We start from the raw sequence: 21,623 nt of genomic DNA, 5'->3' as shown, positions 1-21,623 counted from the left end.
CGGCGCGGGGGTCTGCACGCGAGTAGCCAGTTGCACTGTCCAGGGGCGCGGGGAACTGCGCGAGAAACCACCCTGTGCGGATGGCCCTGCACGTTGAGGACCATCTGCTCATCGGTGGCTTGTCGCGCAGTTCCCCGCGCCCCTGGACAGTGCAACTGGCTCACCGGGCGAAGCTGGTAGCCCGGCTCTCCCTGATCACGGTGATCCGGATCTGGCCCGGGTAGGTGAGTTCGTTCTCCACCTCGCGGGCCACGTCCTTCGCGATGACCTGGGCCTGGAGGTCGTCCACCGCCTCCGGCAGGACCATCACCCGCACCTCCCGGCCGGCCTGCATCGCGTAGACCTTGTGCACGCCCTCGTGCCGCCGCGCGATCTGCTCCAGCTTCTCCAGGCGGCGCGCGTGCAGTTCCACCGACTCCCGGCGGGCGCCGGGACGGCCGCCGCTACAGGCGTCCGCGGCCTGGGTGAGGACGGCCTCGACGGTCTGCGGCTCGATCTCGTTGTGGTGCGCCGCCACCGCGTGCACGAGCTCCTCCGACTCGCCGTAGCGGCGCGCGAGTTCCGCGCCGATCTGGGCGTGGCTGCCCTCGACCTCATGGGTGACGGCCTTGCCTATGTCGTGCAGCAGGGTGCAGCGCTTGACCAGCGCCGGGTCGACGTGGAGCTCCGCGGCCATCATTCCGGCCAGGTGCGCGGACTCGACGACGTGGCCCAGCACGTTCTGCCCGTAGGACGTGCGGTAGCGCAACCTCCCGAGCAGGCGCAGCAGTTCGGGGTGGAGTTCGTCGACGCCGACCTGGGCGACGGCCTCCTCCGCCGCCGCCTGGCAGAGGCGCTCGACCTCGGCCAGGCTGCGCTGATAGGCGTCCTCGATGCGCTGGGGGTGGATCCGGCCGTCCGCGATCAGCTCCTCCAGGGTGAGCCGGCCGACCTCCCGGCGGACGGGGTCGAAGCAGGAGAGCAGCACCGACTCGGGGGTCTCGTCGATGACGAGGTTGACCCCGGTCACCGACTCGAACGAGCGGATGTTGCGGCCCTCGCGGCCGATGATCCGGCCCTTCATCTCCTCGCCCGGCAACCGGACGGCCGTGACGACGTAGTCGGTGGTGCCCTGGACCGCGACCCGCTGGATCGTCGAGGCCAGAATCTCCCGGGCGCGGGCCTCACCGTCCGTCCGAGCCTGGCGCTCGATCTCCCGGACCGTCAGCACGGCCTCGCGCTTGGCCTGTTGCTCGGCCGCCCGGACCACCTCCGTGCGGGCCTCCGTCGCGCTGAGGCCGGCCACCTCCTCGACCATGCGCCGCCGCTCGGCGCGCAGCTCCTCCACTTTGACGGTGAGCTCGGCCTGGGCCTGCGCGGTGTCCAGCTCCCGCTGCAACAGCCGTCGCTGCTCCTCGTCGATGCGGGCCTCGCGCTCCGCACTGCGCTCCTCGCGCCGGTCCAGCTCCAGCGCCCGCTCACGGGCGCCGTGCAGGAGCTGACGCACCGCCAGGGCGGCGACGCAGAGCAGGATCAGGCCGAGGGCCAACATCACGATCGGGGCCACCGTGGTCGTGCCGACCGCCAGCGTCATCAGCCCTCCCCGTCCGGCGCGGGATCACGCCGTGATCACAGTGCGATCTCGGTGCGAGGCTGGCATCGGCCTCTCATCACTCATGGTGAGGCTAGGTCCGTGTTACGAAACGGTCAAGATGGCGACTGCTCCTGACCGTTCGGTAGCAGGAGCGGCCCGGGTCACGTCCGCCTCAGGAATCGACACCGGTACGCAACAGCACCACGCCGACGTTCTCGCGCCGCTCCAGCACCTCGTGGGCCCGCGCCGCCTCCTCCAGCGGGTGGACCGAGTGGACCCGGCCCACCAGCCTCCCCGCCGCCGCGTCCTTCAACGCCCGGGCCACGTCCCCCTCCTGCTGTGCCTGGGCGCGGGCGAAGGCGAGCCCGAGGACGCCGACGACGGTCAGCCCGCGACGGCCGATGGCGAACGCGTCCAGCGGAGCCCAACGGCCGGACGAGAACCCGAAGACGCCGATCCGCCCGCCGTCCCGAGCAGCGGCGAGCGCCTGCCGGCCGATCTCGCCGCCCACCGAGTCGAGCACGGCGTCGACGCCGGCTCCCCCGCTGACTTCCCTGACCCGCTCCTCCCACCCGTCGGCGGAGTAGTCCACGGCAGCTACCGCGCCTGATTCGAGGGCCGCCGGACGTTTGGCCTCCGCTCCGACACCGGCAACCACGATCGCCCCTGCGGCACGGGCCACCTGCACCAGCATCGAACCCGCCCGACCGGCGGCTGCCGTGACGAGCACGCTCTCCCCGGCGCGCAGGCCGATCACGTCGAGGATCCCGTAGGCGAGCCCGCCCGGCTCCGCGACCGCCAACGCCTGCTCGGCGGTCACACCCCCGGGAATCCGGTGGGCACGGACCGCATCCACCACCGCGTACTCGGCGTAGCCACCGGACATGCCCGCGGTCGCGGCGACGACCGACTCCCCCACCCGCCCCGGATCGACGCCCGCCCCGACGGCGACCACCTGACCGACCACCTCCAACCCCGGTACGAACGGCAGCGGGAACGGATAGCCCCCGGACCGCACCACCACGTCGCCGCGCACCACCGCCGCGAACACGACGCGGACCAGTGCCTGGCCCTCCCCCGGCTCGGGCCGGGGCAAGTCCTCCGGCCGCAGCACCTCCGCAGCCGCCCCCGTCTCGTGGACCCGAATCGCGCGCATGCCCCACCTCATCCTGAGACACTTGTCTCGTCTCAGACGGACCGTCCGGTCGCCTGCCCTGCCAGTCTTCGGCGGGCCGTGGGCGGGGACAAGGAACAGTCCGAGGCGGCTGTCCCAGGCGCGACGGGGAGCGGGAAATGTCTCAACCGAAGCCGACCCTCCGGTCCGCGGAGGGTGTGCGGGTACGGCGGACCAAGCGGCTGCTCCGCGAGGCCTTGGTGGAGCTGATCGAGGAGCAGGGGTTCGAGAAGGCCACGGTCAGCCAGATCACCGAACGGGCCCTGATCAGCCGCGCCGCCTTCTACCGCGCCTACCGGGACAAGTACCAACTGGCCGAGCAGGTCTTCGAGGAGGCGGTGGCCGAGCTGATCGGCGGCTTCAGCCACGAGGACCCCGAGGGCGGTTCGCCGCAGCGGCGGTGGACGGCGTTCTTCGCGCACATCGCCGGTTACGAGCGGTTCTACCGGGCGATGCTGGGACGCAACGGCGGCGGCTGGTTCGCCCGCCGAATGCGGGACACCCTCGCCCTGGAGATCGCGCGCCATCTGGGCGCGGAGCAGGGGCCGGGGCGCGACGACCCCACCCCCGCGTTGGTCGCCGCGATGTACACCGAGTTGATCACCTGGTGGCTGGAGCAGAGCCGCCCCTGGTCCGCGCAGCGGATGGCCGCCCACACGTCGGCACTGACGCAGACCGTGGTCCGGGAGACGACGTCATGGCCGGGCTCCCACGGCAAGGCGCGCGCGGATCACTCCTCGCCGGAGTCGAGGTAGTCGGTCTCGAAGCCGGAGGCGGACTCGGCGTCCTCGGCGTCCTCGACGACCTCCTCGTCGAGCATGGCGCGGACGACGCGCAGGGCCAGGCCCTCCGGGTAGCCGCGGCGGGCCAGCATGCCCGCGAGGCGGCGGATCCGGACCTGGCGGTCCAGGCCGCGGGTGGAGGAGAGCTTGCGCTCGACCAGGCGCCGGGCGGCGGCCTCCTCGTCGTCCGGGTCGACCTCGGCGACGGCCTCGGCGACGACGGCGCTGTCGACACCCTTGGCGCGCAGCTCGCCCGCCAGGGCGCGCCGGGCCAGGCCCCGGCTGCGTTGGCGCTGCTCCACCCAGGAGCGCGCGTAGGCCGCGTCGTCGATCAGCCCGACCTCGGTCAGCCGGTCCAGGACCTGCTCGGCGATCTCGTCCGGGATCTCCTTGCGCCGCAGCGAGTCGGCGAGCTGACGGCGGGTACGGGCCTGCCCGGTCAGCAGCCGCAGGCAGATGTCCCGCGCGCGGGAGGCCGGGTCGGCGGGTGCGCTGTCGCGCACCTCCTCGCCGTGCGCGCCCCCGAGCACCCCGCCGGAGCGGCGCCGGTCGCCGCGCTGCGTGGTCCGCCGCCCGCGCGAACCCCGCCCAGGTGCGGGCCCCTCGTCGGGACCGTCGGCCTCAACAGCACCGACGCCGGAACCGCTCTCGTCATCGGAGCAGGCACCGTCGAGGGTGGCCCTTCGCCGCCGCGAGCGCCCGGCCCGCGAACGATCCGACGCCGGATCGCCGAAGCCGATGTCGTCGAACTCACCGTCGCCCGGCGGGAGGCCCTGGGGGGCAGGGTCACTGCCCGGGGCGGGGGCGAGGCCAGCCGGCCATTCCGGTCGGCTGCCTCCGCCCCCGTGGGAGGACCAATCGCGCGGACCCCACGCGCTCTCGGTCGGCTGTGATGTCACCCCGCTCAGGCCTTGGCCTCCGCCGGGACGGCCTCGGCAGCCTTGGCCTTGCTGCCGCGCGCGGCGGGCGTCTTGGCGGCAGCGGCGGCGGCCGGTGCCTCACCGACGGCCGGAGCACCCTCGGCCGGGGCGTCCAGCTTCGGGCCGACGCCCAGCTTCTCCTTGATCTTCTTCTCGATCTCGTCCGCCAGATCCGGGTTGTCCCGCAGGAAGTTGCGGGCGTTCTCCTTGCCCTGGCCCAGCTGGTCGCCCTCGTAGGTGTACCAGGCGCCGGACTTGCGGATGAAGCCGTGCTCGACACCCATGTCGATCAGGCCGCCCTCGCGGCTGATGCCCTGGCCGTAGATGATGTCGAACTCGGCCTGCTTGAACGGCGAGGCCACCTTGTTCTTGACGACCTTGACGCGGGTGCGGTTACCGACCGCCTCCGTGCCGTCCTTCAGGGTCTCGATCCGGCGGATGTCGAGGCGGACCGAGGCATAGAACTTGAGCGCGCGGCCACCCGTCGTCGTCTCGGGCGAGCCGAACATCACGCCGACCTTCTCGCGCAGCTGGTTGATGAAGATCGCCGTGGTGTTGGTCTGGCTCAGCGCACCAGTGATCTTCCGCAGCGCCTGGGACATCAGGCGGGCCTGCAGACCGACGTGGGAGTCGCCCATCTCGCCCTCGATCTCGGCGCGCGGCACGAGGGCGGCGACCGAGTCGATGACGATGAGGTCGACGGCGCCGGAACGGATCAGCATGTCCGTGATCTCCAGCGCCTGCTCGCCGGTGTCCGGCTGGGAGACGAGCAGGGAGTCGGTGTCCACGCCGAGCTTCTTGGCGTAGTCCGGGTCGAGCGCGTGCTCGGCGTCGATGAAGGCGACGACGCCGCCGGCCTTCTGCGCGTTGGCCACCGCGTGCAGGGTCAGCGTCGTCTTACCGCTGGACTCGGGGCCGTAGACCTCGACGACGCGGCCGCGCGGCAGGCCGCCGACGCCGAGCGCCACGTCGAGGGCGATCGACCCCGTGGGGATCACCGCGATCGGAGCTCGGGCCTCGTCGCCGAGGCGCATGACGGAGCCCTTGCCGAACTGTCGCTCGATCTGTGCGAGGGCTGTCTCGAGGGCCCGCTCGCGATCGTTCGCTGCTGCCATGGGTGCCACCTTGGGGGTCTGTGCTGAACGCTTCATCACCGAAGACGCTAGCGCGCACCACTGACAAACGGCCCTCGTTGAGAGCAAGCCTGTGGATAACGTGCCGTAATCCAGTATAGGGAACGTGCGTTCGAATATAAGTCAGGCGACTATTTGTCCGGGTTTCCCGGGTCTTCCTTTTTGTTCAGTCCGACTCGCGCATGATCCACCAGTTCGTACCGCCGGATGTAGCTACCGGCGAAGGCCGTCGCCGTCGCCGTCACCGGGATCGCGATGAGTGCGCCCACCGCGCCGAGCAGCGCGGCGCCGACGATCACCGAGCCGAACGCGATCGCCGGGTGGATCTCCACCGTCCGCGCGGTGATCCGCGGCTGCAGCAGGTAGTTCTCCACCTGCTGGTAGACGATGACGAAGGCGAGGATCCACAGCGCGTACCAGGGGTTCACCGTGAGCGCGACGAGGATCGGCAGCGCGCCGGCCAGGTACGTGCCGATGGTCGGCACGAACTGCGACACCACGCCGACCCAGATCGCCAGCGCGGCGGCGTAGGGGATGCCCAGCAGCGCGAGGACCGCGAAGTGCGCGACCGCCGAGAACAGCGCCAGCAGGGCGCGGGAGTACAGGTACCCGCCGGTCTTCTCGATGCCGACCTCCCACGCGCGCAGCACCTCCTGCTGCCGGTGCGGCGGCAGCACCGAGCAGACGGCCCGGCGCAGCCGGGGCCCGTCGGCGGTGAAGTAGAAGGTGAAGAGCGCGATCGTGAAGAGCTGGAACACGCCGCCGAGGAGCGAGCTGGACACGCCCCAGATGTTGTTGGCGGCCTTCTGCGCCCACGCCTCGACGCTGCCCGCGTTGTCGATCAGGGCCTGCTGGAGCTTGTCCATGGAGAAGTGCGTGCCGAAGGTGCTGTTGCACCAGTCCAGCGTCTCCCGCAGCAGGTGCGGGAGCTGGGACGCCACCTGGCCGACCTGGTCGACGAGCAGCGTCACCATCGCGGCGACGAAGCCCGCCCCGACGACGAAGGTGACGAGGAACACCAGGAACGTGGCCAGTCCGCGGCGCATGCCGCGGGCGGCCATCCGGTCGACGGCGGGTTCCATCGCCAGGGAGATCACGAAGGAGACGAGCAGCGTCGCGAGGAAGCCGGTCAGCTGCAGGAAGGCCCAGCTGAGCAGTTGGAACAGACCGACGAGCACCAGCACGAGGACGACGGCACGCGGCAGCCAGCGCGGCATGCCGCCCGCACGCGGGCGGGGGGAGTCGACGGCGGGATCGGGGGTCTGTTCACGGGTGGCCACGCGGACAGTCTTACGCGGATGGGATCAAATCCGGCAAACCTCGCAGTTACCCCTGCTTTACCCGCCTCTGACCACTACCGGCTCGTCTCCGGAACGCCCATCGAGACGCACACCGCACGCCAGACGTCCTTGGCCTCCCAGCCCGCGGCCAGAGCCTCGCGGACGGTGCGGCCGCCCAGCTCCGTCATCACGTGGTCGGTCGCGAAGCTCTCCGCGTAGCTCTCCCCGAAGTGGGCGTACATCCGCTTCCAGAACTCGGTCAGGCGCATGCGCCCAGTATCCCGCCCGCTCCGCGCCGCTCAGAGCGGCCCGCGAAGATCGCGGAGGGTGAGCGCGGTGAGGGCGAGCGCGTAGCCGCGCGGTGCGGTGACGTCGATGCCGACGAGCTCGCCGGCCCGGGTCAGGCGGTTGTCGACGGTGTTGGGGTGCAGGCCGAGCTCGCGCGCGGTGGCGCGGCGGTCCTGCTGGTGGGCGAGGTAGGAGCGGAGGGTGGCGAGGAGTTCGGGGCGGTCCGCGAGTGGGTCCAGCAGCGCGGCCAGCGGGGCGCTGGCCTCGCCTGCGCGGGAGAGGTGGAACTCCAGCAGCACGTCGTCCAGGCGGTAGACGCCGGGGCGGCGTCCGAGCGCGCGGGCGAGGCGCAGCACCTCGCCCGCCGTCCGTCCCGCAGCCGCGATGCCCGGCCCGTCGCGGGCCTCCGTGGCGGCGACCCACACGTCCGCCTCGCAGACCCGGGCCAGGCGCGCCGCGAGCATGTCGGGCACCCGCCCCGCCTCCGGCCCTCGCGGGCCGAGCGCCTCGGCGGGGACGAGCGCGTGCCCGCCCTCGGCCTCCGCGACCACGAGCACCTCGGCCCCGAACGCCCGCTCCAGGACCCCTTGCACCCGCCGCAACCTCCGCCCGAGCGCGACCGACGGCGCCTCGCCGCCGCCCACGGCGGGCGCCAGGGTGGGTGCCAGGGCGGGCGCCGGGGTGAGGCTCTCGGCGGCTGCCGCAGCGGTAGCCCGGCCGGGGCCAGGGGCGGCCCGGGTGCCGGCCGGGACGGAGGCCTGGGCGGCCCGGCCGGGGCCAGGGGCGGCCCGGGTGCCGGCCGGGACGGAGGCCTGGGCGGCCCGGTCAGGGCCAGGGGCGGCCCGGGTGCCGGCCGGGACGGAGGCCTGGGCGGCCCGGTCAGGGCCAGGGGCGGCCCGGCCGGGGGCCGGGGCGGGAGCCGGGGTGCCGTGCGCGGTCGGGGTGGACACGGCGAAGGCGAGGACGAGGGAGCCGTGCTGAAGTCCGGCTTCCTCCAGGCGGCCGGGGAGGACGGGGAAGCCGGCCAGCAGGGCGCGGGCCAGCGTGCGTCGCTGTTCGCGCCGCTCCGCGAGCAGCGCGGACTGTTCGAGCTGGTAGGTCTCGGCGAGCGCGCCGATCAGCTCGGCGGAGCCGCCCAGCAGCAGGTCGGCGAGCTCGGCCAGGGCGGCCTCCTCCCCCGGCTCCGCCGCCGCGCGCAGCACGCGGAAGAGCGCGTGCCGGCTCAGCAGGTGGGTGCGCAGCAGCAGGTGCAGCGGCCAGCCCTCCTCGGCACGTTGCGCCGCGCGCTCCTGGAAGAACCGGAACTCCTCGTCCCGACCGGCCCGCCCCTCCCGTACGAGGGTGAAGAAGAGCCGCAGACCGTAGCGGACCGTGGCCGCCATCTCGGTGTGCTTCATGTCGTCCGGCAGGCCCTCGTAGCCGGGGAAGACGGCGAAGTCCTCGCGGGTGATCCGCCGCGCGAGCTCGTTGACCTGCCCCTCGCAGCGCGCGGCGAGCGCCCGCGCCTGCGGCGAGAGCGAGACCGGGAGGGCCGCCTCGGTCATCCGTCCCCCCTTCCACCCTGCTGTGACGCATCACAGTATGCGGGGTGGTCACTTGTGACACGGTCCGTTGTCGCCGTCCCCCGGCGACCGGCAGGCTCCATTGCACGCTGCGCCGTCCCCACCGGCGGCACGGCGTCCCGACAGGATCCTGTGGAGGTACCTCGTGACCACCGTGACCCCGGACGCGGCCGACGGTCCGGCCGCCCCGGCCGACGGCGCCCCGGACCGGGCCGGTCGGGCTCCGGGCTGGCGGGCGACCTGGCTGCTGCTGGCGTTCATGCTGGTCAACTTCGCCGACAAGACCGTGCTCGGGCTCGCCGCGACGCCGATGATGCACGACCTGGGCATCACCCACGCCCAGTACGGGCGCGCCGCGGCGGCCTTCTTCGCCCTGTTCAGCCTGGCTGCCCTCGGCGTCTCCGCGCTCACCCGGCGGATCAGCACCACCACACTGCTGCTGGTCCTGGCCCTGCTGTGGTCCGCCGCGCAGCTGCCGATGCTGCTCGGCGCGGCCGGCCTCGGCACGCTGCTGGTGACCCGGGTGCTGCTGGGCGCGGCCGAGGGGCCCGCCTTCCCGGTGGCCACGCACAGCCTCTACACCTGGTTCCCCGATCGGGAGCGCAGTCTGCCCACGGCGGTGCTCGGTCTCGGTTCGGCTGCGGGCGTCGCCCTGGCCGCGCCGCTGCTGACGGCGGTGATCAACGGGGCCGGCTGGCGGTGGGGGTTCGGCGCGGTGGGTCTGGCCGGGCTGGTCTGGGCGCTGGTGTGGCGGCGGCTGGGTCGCGAGGGGCCGGAGCCGATCCGCGGCGGGACGGTCCTCCGGGCCACCAGCGACGGCCCGGAACCGCCTCTGCGGCGCATCCTGCTGACCGGCACCTGGATCGCCTGCGCGCTCGGCGCCTTCGCCTCCTACTGGGCGACGGTCTCCTCGCTCACCTGGGGCGCGGACTACCTGCGCACGGTCACCGGGCTGACGGCGACGCAGGCCGGCCTGGTCACGATGGGCACCGGGCTCAGCTCCGCGCTGGTCATCACGGCCTTCGGAATGCTGTCGCAGCGCACCCGCCGCCGGGGCGGCACGCTCACCGGCGTCGCCCGGTGGACCGGTCTCGCGGCGGTCGTCGCCGGAGGCGCGAGCGCGGTGTTCGCGGTGACCGGCTCGGTGCCGCTGAAGCTCGTGCTCCTGATCGGCCCGTGTGTGCTCTCCACGATGCTGCTGATCCTCGCGCAGACGGCGGTCGCGCGGATCACCCCACCGGGACGCCGCGGAGTGGTGCTGGGCGCGACGGCCTTCGTCTACTCGCTGGCCGGTGTCCTTTCCCCGCTGGTCGTCGGCTCGCTGACGACCGGCAGCCACCTCGCCGCCGGCTACCGGGAGGGCTACCTGCTGAGCGCCGCGATGGTCGGCGCGGCAGGCCTGCTGGTCACGCTGCTGGTCCGCCCCGAACGCGACGCCGCCCGCCTCGGCCTCCCGCCGGAGCCCCCCACCGCGGCGGGCCACCCGGCCGCCTGACCAGGGGCGCCCGTCAGGCGAGGGCGCGGACCAGGGCGGTGACCGCCACCGCCAGCACCACCACGAGCAGGAACGGCGCCCGGCGCCAGATCGCGACCCCGGCGGCGGCGAGACCCGCAGCGCGGGCGTCGAGGGTCAGCCCGTGGGCGCCCTGCCCGAAGGTCTGCAGCGCGGTCAGCGCGGCCAGCAGGGCGACAGGGGCGAGCGCGGCGAACGTCCGCACCGCGGGCCGGTCCAGCAGGCCCGTCGGAACGGAGAGGCCGAGCAGCTTGAGGCCGTAGCAGCCGGCCGCCGTGCCCAGGATGGCCCACCAGGTCGCGTTCATCGTCCGTCCTCCTCTTCCTCTTCTCTCTGCTGCGACGGGGCCACCCGGCGCCGGGGCCCGAGCAGCAGTACGGCCGGCACGGCCGCCAGGGCGATCAGCACCGGCACGCCCGCCGGGACCAGCGGCACCGCGGCCAGGGCGAGCACCGCACCGATCAGCGCGGTCGCCCGCTCCGCGCCGCCCTCGCGCAGACGCGGGGCCAGCAGGGCGAGGAAGACCGCCGGGCCGGCCACGTCCAGGCCGTAGCGGGAGGGGTCGCCCAGCGCGTTCGCGCCGAGCGCGCCGGCCAGGGTGGTCGCGTTCCAGATCAGGTAGAGGCTGATCCCGGTGACCGCGAAACCGAGCCGCGCGGAGCGCCGGTCGGGCTGGACCAGGCTCACTGCCGTCGTCTCGTCGATCACCGCCTGCGCGGCGAGCGGCCGGAGCCAGCCCGGCAACGCGAGCCGCTCCGCGAGGCGCAGGCCGTAGAAGCTGTTGCGCACGCCGAGGAAGAGCGCCCCGACGACGGCGGCGAGAGGCGCGGCGCCCGCGGCCAGCGCCGCGACGAGCGCGAACTGGCTGGCGCCGGTGAAGACCAGCAGGCTGAGCGCGCACGTCTGCCACACCGTCAGGTGGGCGGCGGTCCCGGCCACCCCGAAGGCGACGCCGGAAACACCCACGGCCACGCCGATACCGAGGGAGTCGCGGATCACGGCGCGGTCGGAGCGGGCACCCGCCTGAGCGGGACCGGGTGGTGCGGCGGGCGGAGACGCAGCGGTCGCTGCCGTCGGTCTGGAAGGTGCCGTCATGAGGTTCATGCTGCCGGGGGCCGGTCACCTGTTTCTTGTACGTTCTTGCGCGCCCGCCGGTAGGCACCCGGAGGGACGCCGACGATCCGGCGGAAGTGCCGGGTCAGATGGGCCTGGTCGACGAAGCCGACGGCGACCGCCGCGTCGGCGGGCGCGACGCCCGCGTCCAGCAGTGTGCGGGCGGTCCGCACCCGGTACTGCGTGAGCCACGCGTGCGGCGGCAGGCCGTAGGCGTCGCGGAAGGCCCGCAGCAGCGGGAACGGCCCGGTCCCGACGGCGGCGGCGAGCTGCTCCAGCGTGGGTGGTTCCTCCAGCCCCGCCGCGAGCAGGTCCCTCGCGACGCGGGCGGTGTCCCGCCCGGCGGCGGGCGGCTCGCGGACGAGCCGCTGCGAGGAGTGCAGGCGCACGGCCCGCGCCAGGGCGAGCCGGAGCAGGGTCCCGGCGGCGAGTGCCTGGTTCTGTTCGGCGGCCTCGTGGGTGCGCGTCACCAGCCGGGCGAGCTCGTCGTCGTGGACGACGGCCGTCCCGAACCCCGGCGCGCCGGGCGCGACGCCCAACTCGGCGGCGACGGCGACGACCTGGTCGGCGCTCGGGTAGAGCACCTGGTAGCTCCACCCCTCCGGCTCCCCGGCGTGGCCGGTGTGCACCCGGTCCGGCTCGACCAGCGCGACGCTGCCGGCCGGGGCGATCTCCAGCGTGCCGCGGTACTGGAAGGCTTCGACGCCTTCGGTGATGGCGGCGAGGACGTAGGTGTCGTGGGTGTGCTTCCCGAAGCTGTGGCGCACGTAGTGCGCGCGCAGCAGGTCGACGCCGGGCAGCGCGGGGTGCTGCCAGTAGTGCGCGCTCTCTGCACCCATGACACCAGCCTCCCCGCCCGGCAGGCTCCCACGCCACCGGAATCCACGCCGGAGAGGTCCGCCATGCAGGACGCCCCGGGGCCGCGGCACTCTGCACGGCCAGACACCCGCACCACCTGGGCGCGGAGACCTACGCGACAAGCCACCCACGTGCGGATGGCCCTGCGCGTCGGGGGCCATCCGCACCGGGTGGTCGCTCGCGGCCGCGCAGGGGCACCTCCCGGCCGAAGGCCGGGGGTGGAGGCCGGGGGTGGAGGCCGGGGGTGGAGCCGCAGATCAGCAGAGCCCCGCGCCACTGATGCGTCTGCGGCGCCTCAGTGGCCCGTGGTCGCGCTCTCGTGGAGGTCCTGGCGGCGGATCGTCGCGAAGGCGATGGCCGAGGCGAGGGCCGCGCAGATCGCGCAGAGGGTGAGGACGTCGGTGAGGCCGTGGACGAAGGAGGCCCGGGCCGCCTCCGCGACGGCGGCGCGCAGGGGGCCCGCGGCCTGGGCGACCTGGTCACCCGCGCCCGCCGCGACCGCCTGCCGCGCGCTCTCGGACGCACCGGGGACCGCCGCGCCGAACAGGTCGCCGACGCGGTGCTGGAAGAGCGCGCCGAAGCCGGCGATGCCGATCGCGATGCCCACCTGCTGGAAGGTCTCGCCCATCCCCGCGGCCATGCCGGCCCGTGCCGGCTCCGCGACCCCGATCGAGAGGGAGGCGCGGGGCGGATTGAACATGCCCATCCCGGCGCCGGTCAGCAGCATGCTGGGCAGCATCGCGGTCCAGCCGCTGTGCACGTCGACCAGTCGCATCGCGAACAGTCCGCCCGCCATCAGGGCCATGGCCGTGCCGACGAGCAGCCGCGGCGGGACCGCGACCGTCAGGCTGCCGGTGACCGCCGCGACGACGAACAGCACCAGCGTCAGCGGCAGGAAGCGCAGGCCCGCCTGCCAGGGCGAGGCGCCGAGCACGTTCTGGACGTAGGAGACCTCCAGGAAGATCGACGACATGCCGGCCGCGTTGCCGAGCAGCGTGGCCGCCGAGATGCCGTTGAAGGTGCGGTTGCGGAACAGCGTCAGGTCGAGCATCGCGGCGGCGCCCAGCCGCCGCTCGACCAGTACGAAGGCCGCGAGCAGCACGGCGGACCCGGCGAAGAGGGAGAGGATCAGCGGGCTGGTCCACCCCTGCGCCTCGCCGCGCAGGAAGCCGAGCACGAGGGCTCCGAGCGCGACGGAGAAGAGCGTCAGGCCGACCCGGTCGATACCGTGCGCGCCGGGCTCGCGCGACTCGCGGATCCGCAGCGAGCTCAGCACGATGGCGACGATGCCGATCGGCACGTTCACCAGGAAGATCCAGCGCCAGCCGACGCCGCTGGTCAGCGCGCCGCCGATGAGCGGGCCGAAGGCGATCGCGAGACCGGAGACGCCGCCGAAGATGCCGAAGGCCATGGCGCGGTCCTTGCCGCGGAACTCGTGGCCGAGCAGGGCAGGTCCGACGGCGAAGAGGACGGCCGCACCGACGCCCTGCAGACCTCGGGCCAGGTTGAGGGTCAGCACGTCCGGGGTGACCCCGCAGAGCAGCGAGGCGGCGGTGAAGACGGCGAAGCCGGCGATGAAGACGCGCTTGCGGCCGAGCCGGTCGGCGAGGGAGCCGCCGGTCAGCAGGAAGGCGGCGAGGGTGAGCGCGTAGGCGTCGAGCACCCACTGGAGGCCGGAGAAGTCGGCGTGCAGGGCGTTGCGCAGGTCGGGCAGGGCTACGTTCACGACGGTGAGGTCGAGCATCAGCATGAACGTCGCGATGGAGACGATCGCGAGCGTCCAGCCGCGACCCGGAGCGCGCTCGGCCGACGCGGGCGGGGCGGGCGGGGCGGCGCTTGTGCCGACGGTGTCGACGGTTGCGGACATGGGTGTCCCCCTGAGCGGGCGTGAGAGGAGAGAGAACCGAAAAAGGGCAGGTCAGGGCCCCGAACCAGAACGCGAGTCTTTACTCACATTTCCTGCTCACGAGATTACGAGTGATTGCTCGCATTCGTCAATGCGGCCTACCATCGGCAAGGTGACCGCCGAGACCGCACCCGAGACCGCACCGCAGAGCCGGCCCGTCGACGCCGAACGCCCCAAGCGGCGGCAGGCCCGGGGGGAGCGCCGGATCGCCCAGCTGCTGACCGCCGCCGGGCAGGTCTTCGCCGAGTCCGGCTACGCGGCCACCACGACCAACGCCATCGCCGCCCGTGCGGGCGTCTCCCCCGGCTCGCTGTACCAGTACTTCCCGAACAAGGACGCGATCGCGGCGGCGCTCGCGGAGTACTACGCCGACAGCCTCGACGTGCTGCTCGCACCCTTCGCCGTGGTCGACCCGGCCGCCGTCACACTGGAGCAGGCGCTCGGTGCCTCACTCGGCCCGATCGTCGAGTTCCACCGGGAGAACCCGGCCTGCCTGGCGCTCTTCATCGGGGGCAACGCCCCCGGCCACGTCATGGACCTGCAGGCGCCGCTGATGGCCCGCACCCACCAGCGCATCCAGGCGCTGCTCACCCTCTACGCGGGCAACCTCCCGGCGGAGCGGCTCGACCTCGCCGCGGCGGTGGCCCTGGGCGCCTACAAGGGCGTACTGCCGCTGCTCGTGGAGGCCCCGCAGGAGCAGGTGGGAGCCCTCACCCTGGAGGTGCGGGACCTGCTCCTCGGCTACTTCGACCGCCTGCTGGCCCCGTGACGGCCGATCGACGAACGGCCGGTCAGCGCAGTCAGCGCGGTCAGCGCGGTCAGCGCGGTCAGCGCAGTCAGCGCGGTCAGCGCAGTCAGCGCAGTCAGCGCGGTCAGCGCGGTCAGCGCACGTCGGCCAGGCCGTAGCCGTAGTACGGGCCGCCCGGGCAGTCCTTGCCCGTCGGGGCGCGGGAGGGACAGCTCAGCGGCATGGCCCGCTGCTCCAGCAGGTGGACCAGGGCCGCGCCGCGCACCCCCGGGTGACGGGCCGCCTCCACGGCCGCGACGCCGCTGACCGTGGCCGCGGCCATCGAGGTCCCGGCCAGCGCGGCGTACCGGCCACCGGGCCAGTCGGAGACGACCGCCTGGGCCAGGCCGCCGTCCGGGTCGCCGCCGGGAGCGGCGAGCGCGATCTGGCCGTTGCCCCAGTTCGAGTACGCGGCCAGGCTGCCGTCCGCGACCAGCGCACTCACGTCGACCACGCCCGGCAGGCCGCCGGGCAGCCGGATGCACTCCTTGCCCAGGTGCCGGACCGGCGCCACGATGCCGTCGGCGCGGTCGTTGGGGCTGCGGTCGTCGATCCGCGGGCCCGCGAGGTCCTGCCCGTCGTTGCCCGCCGAGGCGACCACCACGGCGCCCTTGTCCTGCGCGTACTTCACCGCACGGCCGACCGCCGCGGCGATCGCGGCCTGGTCGGCGTTCTCCGGGCAGTTGTACTTCCACGGGTCGGCGAAGTAGCTGTCGTTGATGACGGCGGCGCCGTGGTCGGCGGCCCACAGGAAGCCGCAGACGATGTTCTCGCCGTAGTACTGGCCGGCGGAGCCGAGCAGCCGCACCGCCGCTATGCGGGCGCCGGGCGCCACCCCGACGACGCCCTCCCCGGGCCGGTCGGCGGCGATGATCCCGCTGACGTGCGTGCCGTGCCCGCTCTCGCCCAGCGAGGAGTCCGGGCGCCAGGCGCCCGCGCGGGTGTCGGGCGTGCCGGTCGCGCAGGAGGCCGAGCGGGTCGGGTCGACGGCCGCGCGCAGATCCGGGTGGGTGTCGTCGACACCCGAGTCCAGCACGGCGACCACGACGCCGCGCAGCGCGGAGCTGTCCGCGGCGGAGAGGCGGGCGCTCTCGCCGACCATCTGCTGGTTCCACTGCGTCCGGCCGTGCGGGTCGGCCGCGAGCGGGACGTCGTCGCCGGGCGCGGCATCACCCCCACGCTTGGCGGAGACGACGGCGGTCTGCCCCTGCGCCCCGCTGTAGGGCGTGCCCGCCCGCGGGTCCGGGACCGGCGCGGTCCGGCTGGCGCCGGCCGCGGAGATCCCGGGGTGTGCCCGCACCCGCGCGCCGAAGTCGGCGGCGGAGGCGTAGGCGAGGACGACGCCGATCTGCGGGTACTCCTGACCGACCATGCCCTGCTCGTCCCTGATCGCCTGGTCCGCGGTGGCGACGCCGTCGGCGTCGGCGCGGTCCGCGACGACGAGGTACGCGAGGTACAGCCGGCCGGTGCCACCCACATACGGGACGGCGCCACCGAGCAGGAGGGTCACCAACGCGATCACGACGGCGCATCGCGTCGTCGCCGATCGCAGGCCCTTCGCGACACGCGCCACCAGGCCTCCAGAGGTCGGGGCGCAGAACCGCGCGCCCTGGGCGAGGGATATTCCGACGATATGTACGCTTTGCCGGATTCCGCCCGCCGAGCTCCGCCGAAGGGGGCGCAGCCCCAGGAGCGCTCCCGCGGGCCGTCGCACCGTCAGGGGCGCGGGGCTCTGCTGACCGACTGCCCGCGCGACAAGCCACCCGGGACAGTCAGATCCCGGGCGAGCAGGGCCGTCCGCCCCGGGGTGGGTCGCTCGGGCACGCAGTTGATCAGCAGAGCCCCGCGCCCCTGGTGATTGCCACGGGCTCGCTGCCTTTGTCAGTCCCTCAGGGCACGATGGGCGCATGGCACGCGCGAACCCTGGACCGTCCGCCCTGGAGAACTTCGGCGCGCCCACCAGGGCGTGGTTCGAGGGGGCGTTCGACGCGCCCACCGGGGCGCAGGAGGGGGCGTGGCGGGCCATCGCGGCCGGGAGCGACGTGCTGGTGGTCGCGCCGACGGGCTCGGGCAAGACGCTTGCCGCGTTCCTGTCCGCGCTGGACTCGCTCGCGTCCGCCCCGCCCCCCGCGGAGGCGAGGAAGCGGTGCCGGGTGCTCTACGTCTCGCCGCTGAAGGCCCTCGCCGTCGACGTGCAGCGCAACCTCCGCGCACCGCTCGCGGGCCTGCGGCAGGCGGCCCGGCGGATGGGCCTGCCGGAGCCCGAGATCGAGGTGGGCATCCGCTCCGGCGACACCCCGCCGGCCGAGCGGCGGCGCTTCGCCACCCACCCGCCGGACATCCTGATCACCACCCCCGAGTCGCTCTTCCTGCTGCTCACCTCGAACGCCCGCGACGCCCTGCGCGGCGTGGAGACGGTGATCCTCGACGAGGTGCACGCCGTCGCGGGCACCAAGCGCGGCGCGCACCTCGCGCTCTCCCTCGAACGCCTCGACGAGCTGCTGCCCCAGCCCGCCCGCCGCATCGGGCTCTCCGCCACGGTCCGACCGGTCGAGGAGGTCGCCCGTTACCTCTCCCCCGGCCGGAACACGACGATCGTCCAGCCGCCCTCGGAGAAGAAGTTCGACCTCTCCGTCGTCGTCCCGGTCGAGGACCTCGGCGAGCTCTCCGGTGGCCGCGGCACCCACGGCACGGCGGAGGAGGACCCGCAGCAGGCCGCGTCGATCTGGCCGCACGTCGAGGAGCGGATCACCGATCTCGTCCAGGCGCACCGCTCCACGATCGTCTTCGCCAACTCACGGCGCCTGGCCGAGCGGCTGTGCAACCGGCTCAACGAGATCGCCGTCGAGCGCGCCGCAGGCGAGGCTCTGCCCGCCGCGCACGCGCCCGCGCAGCTGATGGCCCAGGCGGGGGCGAACAAGGCCGCCCCGCCGGTGCTCGCCCGCGCGCACCACGGCTCGGTGTCCAAGGAGCAGCGCGCCGAGGTCGAGGAGCAGCTGAAGTCCGGCCGCCTGCCGGCCGTCGTCGCCACCTCCAGCCTGGAGCTGGGCATCGACATGGGCGCGGTCGACCTGGTCGTGCAGGTCGAGTCGCCGCCGTCGGTCGCCTCCGGACTGCAGCGCGTCGGGCGCGCCGGGCACCAGGTCGGCGCGGTGTCCACGGGCGTCGTCTTCCCCAAGTACCGGGGCGACCTGGTCCAGTCGGCCGTGGTGACGGAGCGCATGCGCGCCGGGCGGATCGAGGCGCTGCGCGTGCCGCGCAACCCGCTGGACGTGCTGGCGCAGCAGCTCGTCGCCATGACGGCCATGGACGAGTGGGACGTGGACGAGCTGCTCACGCTCGTCCAGCGCGCGGCGCCGTTCGCCGGGCTGCCGCGCTCCGCCTACGAGGGTGTGCTCGACATGCTCGCCGGGCGCTACCCCTCCGACGCCTTCGCCGAGCTGCGGCCGCGCATCGTCTGGGACCGCGTCACCGGCACGGTCACCGCCCGGCCGGGCGCGCAACGCCTCGCCGTCACCTCCGGCGGCACGATCCCCGACCGGGGGCTCTTCGGCGTCTTCCTGGCCGGCCACGACTCCAAGAAGGGCGGCGGACGCGTCGGCGAGCTGGACGAGGAGATGGTCTACGAGTCCCGCGTCGGCGACGTCTTCACCCTCGGCACCAGTTCCTGGCGGATCGAGGACATCACCCACGACAAGGTGCTGGTCTCCCCCGCCCCAGGCGTGCCGGGCAAGCTGCCGTTCTGGCACGGCGACGCGCTCGGCCGCCCGCTGGAGCTCGGCCGGGCCGTCGGCGGCTTCCTGCGCGAGATCGCGGCGCTGCCGCCGGAGAAGGCCACCGCCCGCCTCGCCGAGGCCGGGCTGGACGCGTGGGCGGCGGGCAACCTGCTCGCCTACCTCTCCGAGCAGCGACAGGCCACCGGCCACCTCCCGGACGACCGCACCATCGTGGTCGAACGCTTCCGCGACGAGCTGGGCGACTGGCGGATCGCCGTCCACTCCCCGTTCGGCGCCCAGGTCCACGCGCCGTGGGCGCTCGCGCTGGCCGCCCGGCTGAGCGAACGTCACGGACTGGACGCGCAGGTCATGCACGCCGACGACGGCATCGTGCTGCGCCTGCCGGACGCGGACCTGCTGGACTTTCCAGATTTCGAACCGGCACAGCCGTCCGCGCCACCGAAGGCGAGCGCCGGTGACGAGGCGCCCGTCGGCGCGGAGGCGGTCGTCTTCGACGCCACCACGATCGAACAGACCGTCACCGACCAGGTCGGCGGCTCCGCCCTGTTCGCCGCCCGCTTCCGCGAGTGCGCCGCCCGGGCGCTGCTGCTGCCGCGCCGCAATCCCGGCCGCCGCACCCCGCTGTGGCAGCAGCGGCAGCGGGCCTCGCAGCTGCTGTCCGTGGCCGCCGAGTTCGGGTCCTTCCCGATCGTGCTGGAGGCCGTCCGCGAGTGCCTCCAGGACGTCTTCGACGTCCCCGGCCTGGTCGAGCTGATGCGGGACATCGAGTCGCGCCGGGTCCGCATCGTCGAGGTGACGACCCCCGAGCCCTCGCCCTTCGCCCGCTCGCTGCTCTTCGGCTACGTCGCCCAGTTCCTCTACGAGGGCGACTCGCCCCTCGCCGAGCGCCGCGCCTCCGCGCTCGCGCTGGACTCGCGGCTCCTCGCGGAGCTGCTCGGCCAGGCCGAGCTGCGCGAGCTGCTCGACGAGAACGTGCTCGCCGAGCTGGAGGCGGAGCTGCAACGGCTCACCCCGGACCGGCGGATCAAGGACGTCGAGGGCGTCGCCGACGCGCTGCGCCTGCTCGGCCCGCTCTCCGACGCCGAACTCGCCGGGCGGGGCGCCGAGGCGGCCTGGGTGCGCGAGCTCCAGGCCTCCCGCCGCACGATCGAGGTCCGGATCGCGGGCGAGCAGCGCTGGGCCGCGATCGAGGACGCGGGCCGGCTGCGGGACGCCCTCGGTACGCCCCTGCCGGTCGGCGTCCCGGAGGCCTTCACCGAGCCGGTCAAGGACCCCCTCGCCGATCTGCTGGCCCGGCACGCCCGTACCCACGGCCCGTTCACTGCCGCCGACGCGGCCGCGCGACTGGGCCTCGGCCCGGCCGTCGTCCTCGGCACCCTGCAGCGCCTCGCCGCGACCGGCCGCGTCGTCCAGGGCGAGTTCCGCCCCGGCGGCTCCGGCACCGAGTGGTGCGACGCCGAGGTGCTGCGCCGGCTGCGCCGCCGCTCGCTCGCCGCGCTGCGGCACGAGGTCGAACCGGTGCCGCCACGGGCCCTGGCGGCGTTCCTGCCGCAGTGGCAGCACCTCGGCGGAGGAAACCGGCTGCGCGGCGTGGACGGCCTGCTGCGGGCCGTCGAGCAGCTCCAGGGCACACCTGTGCCCGCGTCCGCGCTGGAGCGGCTGGTCCTGCCCTCCCGCGTCGCCGACTACAGCCCCGCGATGCTGGACGAGCTGACCTCCCAGGGCGAGGTCTTCTGGGCCGGCGCGGGCGCGCTGCCCGGCAAGGACGGCTGGGTGGCCCTCCATCCGGCGGACGCCGCCCCGCTGCTGCTGCCGGAGGCACTGCCGCTGGAGCTCACCCCCCTGCACTACGCGGTCCTCGGGGCGCTGGCACCCGGCTACGGGCTGTTCTTCCGGCAGCTGTCGGAGGAGGTCGCCCGGCAGCTGCCCGGGGTGGAGACCTCACCGGCCGAGCTCGCCACGGCCCTGTGGGACCTCACCTGGTCGGGCCGGATCACCAACGACACCCTGGCTCCGCTGCGCGCCCTGCTCGGCTCCGGCCGCACCCCGGGCGCGACCGCGCACCGCGCCCCCCGGGCGACCCCGCGCGCCCGCTACGGCGTCGCGCGGCCCATGCCGCGCGTCCCGCAGCTGCCGACGACGGCGGGCCGCTGGTCCCTGCTGCCCGCAGCGGTCACCGATGCCACGCAGCGCGCGCACGCGCTGGCCCAGACGCTGCTGGACCGCCACGGCGTCGTCACCCGCGGCGCGGTCCAGGCCGAGCGGGCGCCGGGCGGCTTCGCCGGCGTCTACCGGGTGCTGTCCGCGTTCGAGGACACCGGCCGCACCCGCCGCGGCTACGTCGTGGACGGTCTCGGTGCGGCACAGTTCGCCTCCGACGGCGCGATCGACCGGCTGCGCGCGGTGAGCACCGCGCTGGAACGCCGCGCGGAGGGCGGCGGCGAGGAGCCGCCACAGGCGGTGGTCCTCGCCGCCGCCGACCCCGCGAACGCCTACGGCGCGGCGCTGGCGTGGCCGGAGCCGCCGAGCGGCGGCGCGTCGGCCCACAAGCCCGGCCGCAAGGCGGGCGCGCTGGTCTCCCTGGTGGACGGCGAGCTGGTCGCCTACGTCGAACGCGGCGGCAAGACGCTCCTCGCGTGGGCGAGCGATCCGCTCCGGCTGGGCCACGCGGCGACGGCGCTGGTGCGGGCGGTGCACGAGGGCGCGCTGCGGGATCTGGTGGTGGAACGCATCAACGGCGAGCCCGCCCTGACCTCGTCGCTCAGCCCGACGCTCGAAGCCGCGGGCTTCGTCCCGACGCCGAGGGGTCTCCGAGTCCGGGGGTGATGGTTCGCTCCCGCAGGCAGTCGCACTTCCCAGGCGGCGCAGCCGCCAGGGGCGCGGGGCGCTGCTGATGTGCGGCTCCTCCCCCAGCCTTCGGGCGGGAGGTGCCCCAGAGGTGCCCCCTCCGGCGTGCGGATGGTCCTCAACGCGCAGGGCCATCCGCACGAGGTGGTT

Annotated in this window: 16 protein-coding genes; 4 read left to right on the top strand and 12 right to left on the bottom strand. The window is 74.3% G+C overall.

What is annotated here, in order from left to right:
* Window positions 1-160: 160 nt before the first annotated feature.
* Complete coding sequence (rny, locus tag ABH931_RS31525) at window positions 161-1,573, bottom strand: ribonuclease Y (RefSeq protein WP_370120895.1); 1,413 nt, start codon at window positions 1,571-1,573, stop codon at window positions 161-163.
* Window positions 1,574-1,745: 172 nt separating this feature from the next.
* Window positions 1,746-2,729 (bottom strand): zinc-binding dehydrogenase, encoded by a 984-nt coding sequence (locus ABH931_RS31520; protein WP_370120892.1) that lies wholly within the window; start codon window positions 2,727-2,729, stop codon window positions 1,746-1,748.
* Between the two features lie 137 nt (window positions 2,730-2,866).
* Between ABH931_RS31520 and ABH931_RS31515 the strand changes: the two genes are divergently transcribed.
* Entirely contained in the window at window positions 2,867-3,502 is a 636-nt protein-coding gene (locus ABH931_RS31515; protein ID WP_370120889.1) for a TetR/AcrR family transcriptional regulator, read from the top strand.
* Here ABH931_RS31515 and ABH931_RS31510 read toward each other — a convergent pair.
* The 5 genes from ABH931_RS31510 to ABH931_RS31490 all read right to left on the bottom strand — a co-directional run bounded on the left by ABH931_RS31510 (window position 3,478) and on the right by ABH931_RS31490 (window position 8,694).
* Window positions 3,478-4,032 carry a regulatory protein RecX gene (locus tag ABH931_RS31510; protein ID WP_370120886.1) on the bottom strand — a complete coding sequence of 185 codons (555 nt, stop codon included), beginning with the start codon at window positions 4,030-4,032 and terminating at the stop codon, window positions 3,478-3,480. The two genes, ABH931_RS31515 and ABH931_RS31510, sit on opposite strands and share 25 nt — an antisense overlap.
* Window positions 4,033-4,433: 401 nt before the next feature.
* Window positions 4,434-5,564, bottom strand: a complete 1,131-nt coding sequence (gene recA, locus ABH931_RS31505; protein WP_370120883.1) for a recombinase RecA — start codon at window positions 5,562-5,564, stop codon at window positions 4,434-4,436.
* Between the two features lie 149 nt (window positions 5,565-5,713).
* Entirely contained in the window at window positions 5,714-6,862 is a 1,149-nt protein-coding gene (locus ABH931_RS31500) for an AI-2E family transporter (RefSeq protein WP_370120880.1), read from the bottom strand.
* A 74-nt stretch (window positions 6,863-6,936) separates the two neighbouring features.
* Window positions 6,937-7,131 carry a DUF3046 domain-containing protein gene (locus ABH931_RS31495; protein WP_370120877.1) on the bottom strand — a complete coding sequence of 65 codons (195 nt, stop codon included), beginning with the start codon at window positions 7,129-7,131 and terminating at the stop codon, window positions 6,937-6,939.
* 30 nt (window positions 7,132-7,161) lie between these two features.
* Window positions 7,162-8,694 carry a helix-turn-helix domain-containing protein gene (locus tag ABH931_RS31490; RefSeq protein WP_370120874.1) on the bottom strand — a complete coding sequence of 511 codons (1,533 nt, stop codon included), beginning with the start codon at window positions 8,692-8,694 and terminating at the stop codon, window positions 7,162-7,164.
* A gap of 163 nt (window positions 8,695-8,857) precedes the next feature.
* On the opposite strand from ABH931_RS31490, the gene ABH931_RS31485 reads away from it, so the two are divergent.
* Complete coding sequence (locus ABH931_RS31485) at window positions 8,858-10,207, top strand: MFS transporter (protein ID WP_370120871.1); 1,350 nt, start codon at window positions 8,858-8,860, stop codon at window positions 10,205-10,207.
* 13 nt (window positions 10,208-10,220) lie between these two features.
* On the opposite strand, the gene ABH931_RS31480 is transcribed toward ABH931_RS31485, so the two are convergent.
* The 4 genes from ABH931_RS31480 to ABH931_RS31465 all read right to left on the bottom strand — a co-directional run bounded on the left by ABH931_RS31480 (window position 10,221) and on the right by ABH931_RS31465 (window position 14,063).
* Complete coding sequence (locus tag ABH931_RS31480) at window positions 10,221-10,532, bottom strand: AzlD domain-containing protein (protein WP_370120869.1); 312 nt, start codon at window positions 10,530-10,532, stop codon at window positions 10,221-10,223.
* The gene (locus tag ABH931_RS31475; RefSeq protein ID WP_370120865.1) at window positions 10,529-11,329 is read right to left on the bottom strand and encodes an AzlC family ABC transporter permease; all 801 of its coding nucleotides are present in this window, start codon (window positions 11,327-11,329) and stop codon (window positions 10,529-10,531) included. Before ABH931_RS31475 ends, ABH931_RS31480 begins: the two co-directional genes overlap by 4 nt.
* The gene (locus ABH931_RS31470) at window positions 11,326-12,177 is read right to left on the bottom strand and encodes an AraC family ligand binding domain-containing protein (protein ID WP_370120862.1); all 852 of its coding nucleotides are present in this window, start codon (window positions 12,175-12,177) and stop codon (window positions 11,326-11,328) included. Before ABH931_RS31470 ends, ABH931_RS31475 begins: the two co-directional genes overlap by 4 nt.
* 314 nt (window positions 12,178-12,491) lie before the next feature.
* Window positions 12,492-14,063, bottom strand: coding sequence for an MFS transporter (locus tag ABH931_RS31465; protein ID WP_370120859.1), 1,572 nt, complete (start codon window positions 14,061-14,063; stop codon window positions 12,492-12,494).
* A gap of 151 nt (window positions 14,064-14,214) precedes the next feature.
* Here ABH931_RS31465 and ABH931_RS31460 point away from each other — a divergent pair, with 151 nt between their 5' ends.
* Entirely contained in the window at window positions 14,215-14,871 is a 657-nt protein-coding gene (locus tag ABH931_RS31460) for a TetR/AcrR family transcriptional regulator (protein ID WP_370120857.1), read from the top strand.
* A 112-nt stretch (window positions 14,872-14,983) separates the two neighbouring features.
* Here the strand turns inward: ABH931_RS31460 and ABH931_RS31455 are convergent, their stop codons facing one another.
* On the bottom strand, window positions 14,984-16,462 hold the full coding sequence (locus ABH931_RS31455) for a S8 family serine peptidase (RefSeq protein ID WP_370120854.1): 1,479 nt from the start codon (window positions 16,460-16,462) through the stop codon (window positions 14,984-14,986).
* Window positions 16,463-16,796: 334 nt separating this feature from the next.
* Between ABH931_RS31455 and ABH931_RS31450 the strand changes: the two genes are divergently transcribed.
* Entirely contained in the window at window positions 16,797-21,452 is a 4,656-nt protein-coding gene (locus ABH931_RS31450) for an ATP-dependent helicase (protein WP_370120851.1), read from the top strand.
* The last annotated feature ends 171 nt before the right edge of the window (window positions 21,453-21,623 follow it).

Origin of the sequence: Streptacidiphilus sp. MAP12-33, assembly GCF_041261265.1 — a bacterium.
Lineage (GTDB): Bacteria > Actinomycetota > Actinomycetes > Streptomycetales > Streptomycetaceae > Streptacidiphilus.
Note: the sequence above shows the minus strand (reverse complement) of the source record. Positions and strands in the feature narration are given on the sequence as shown.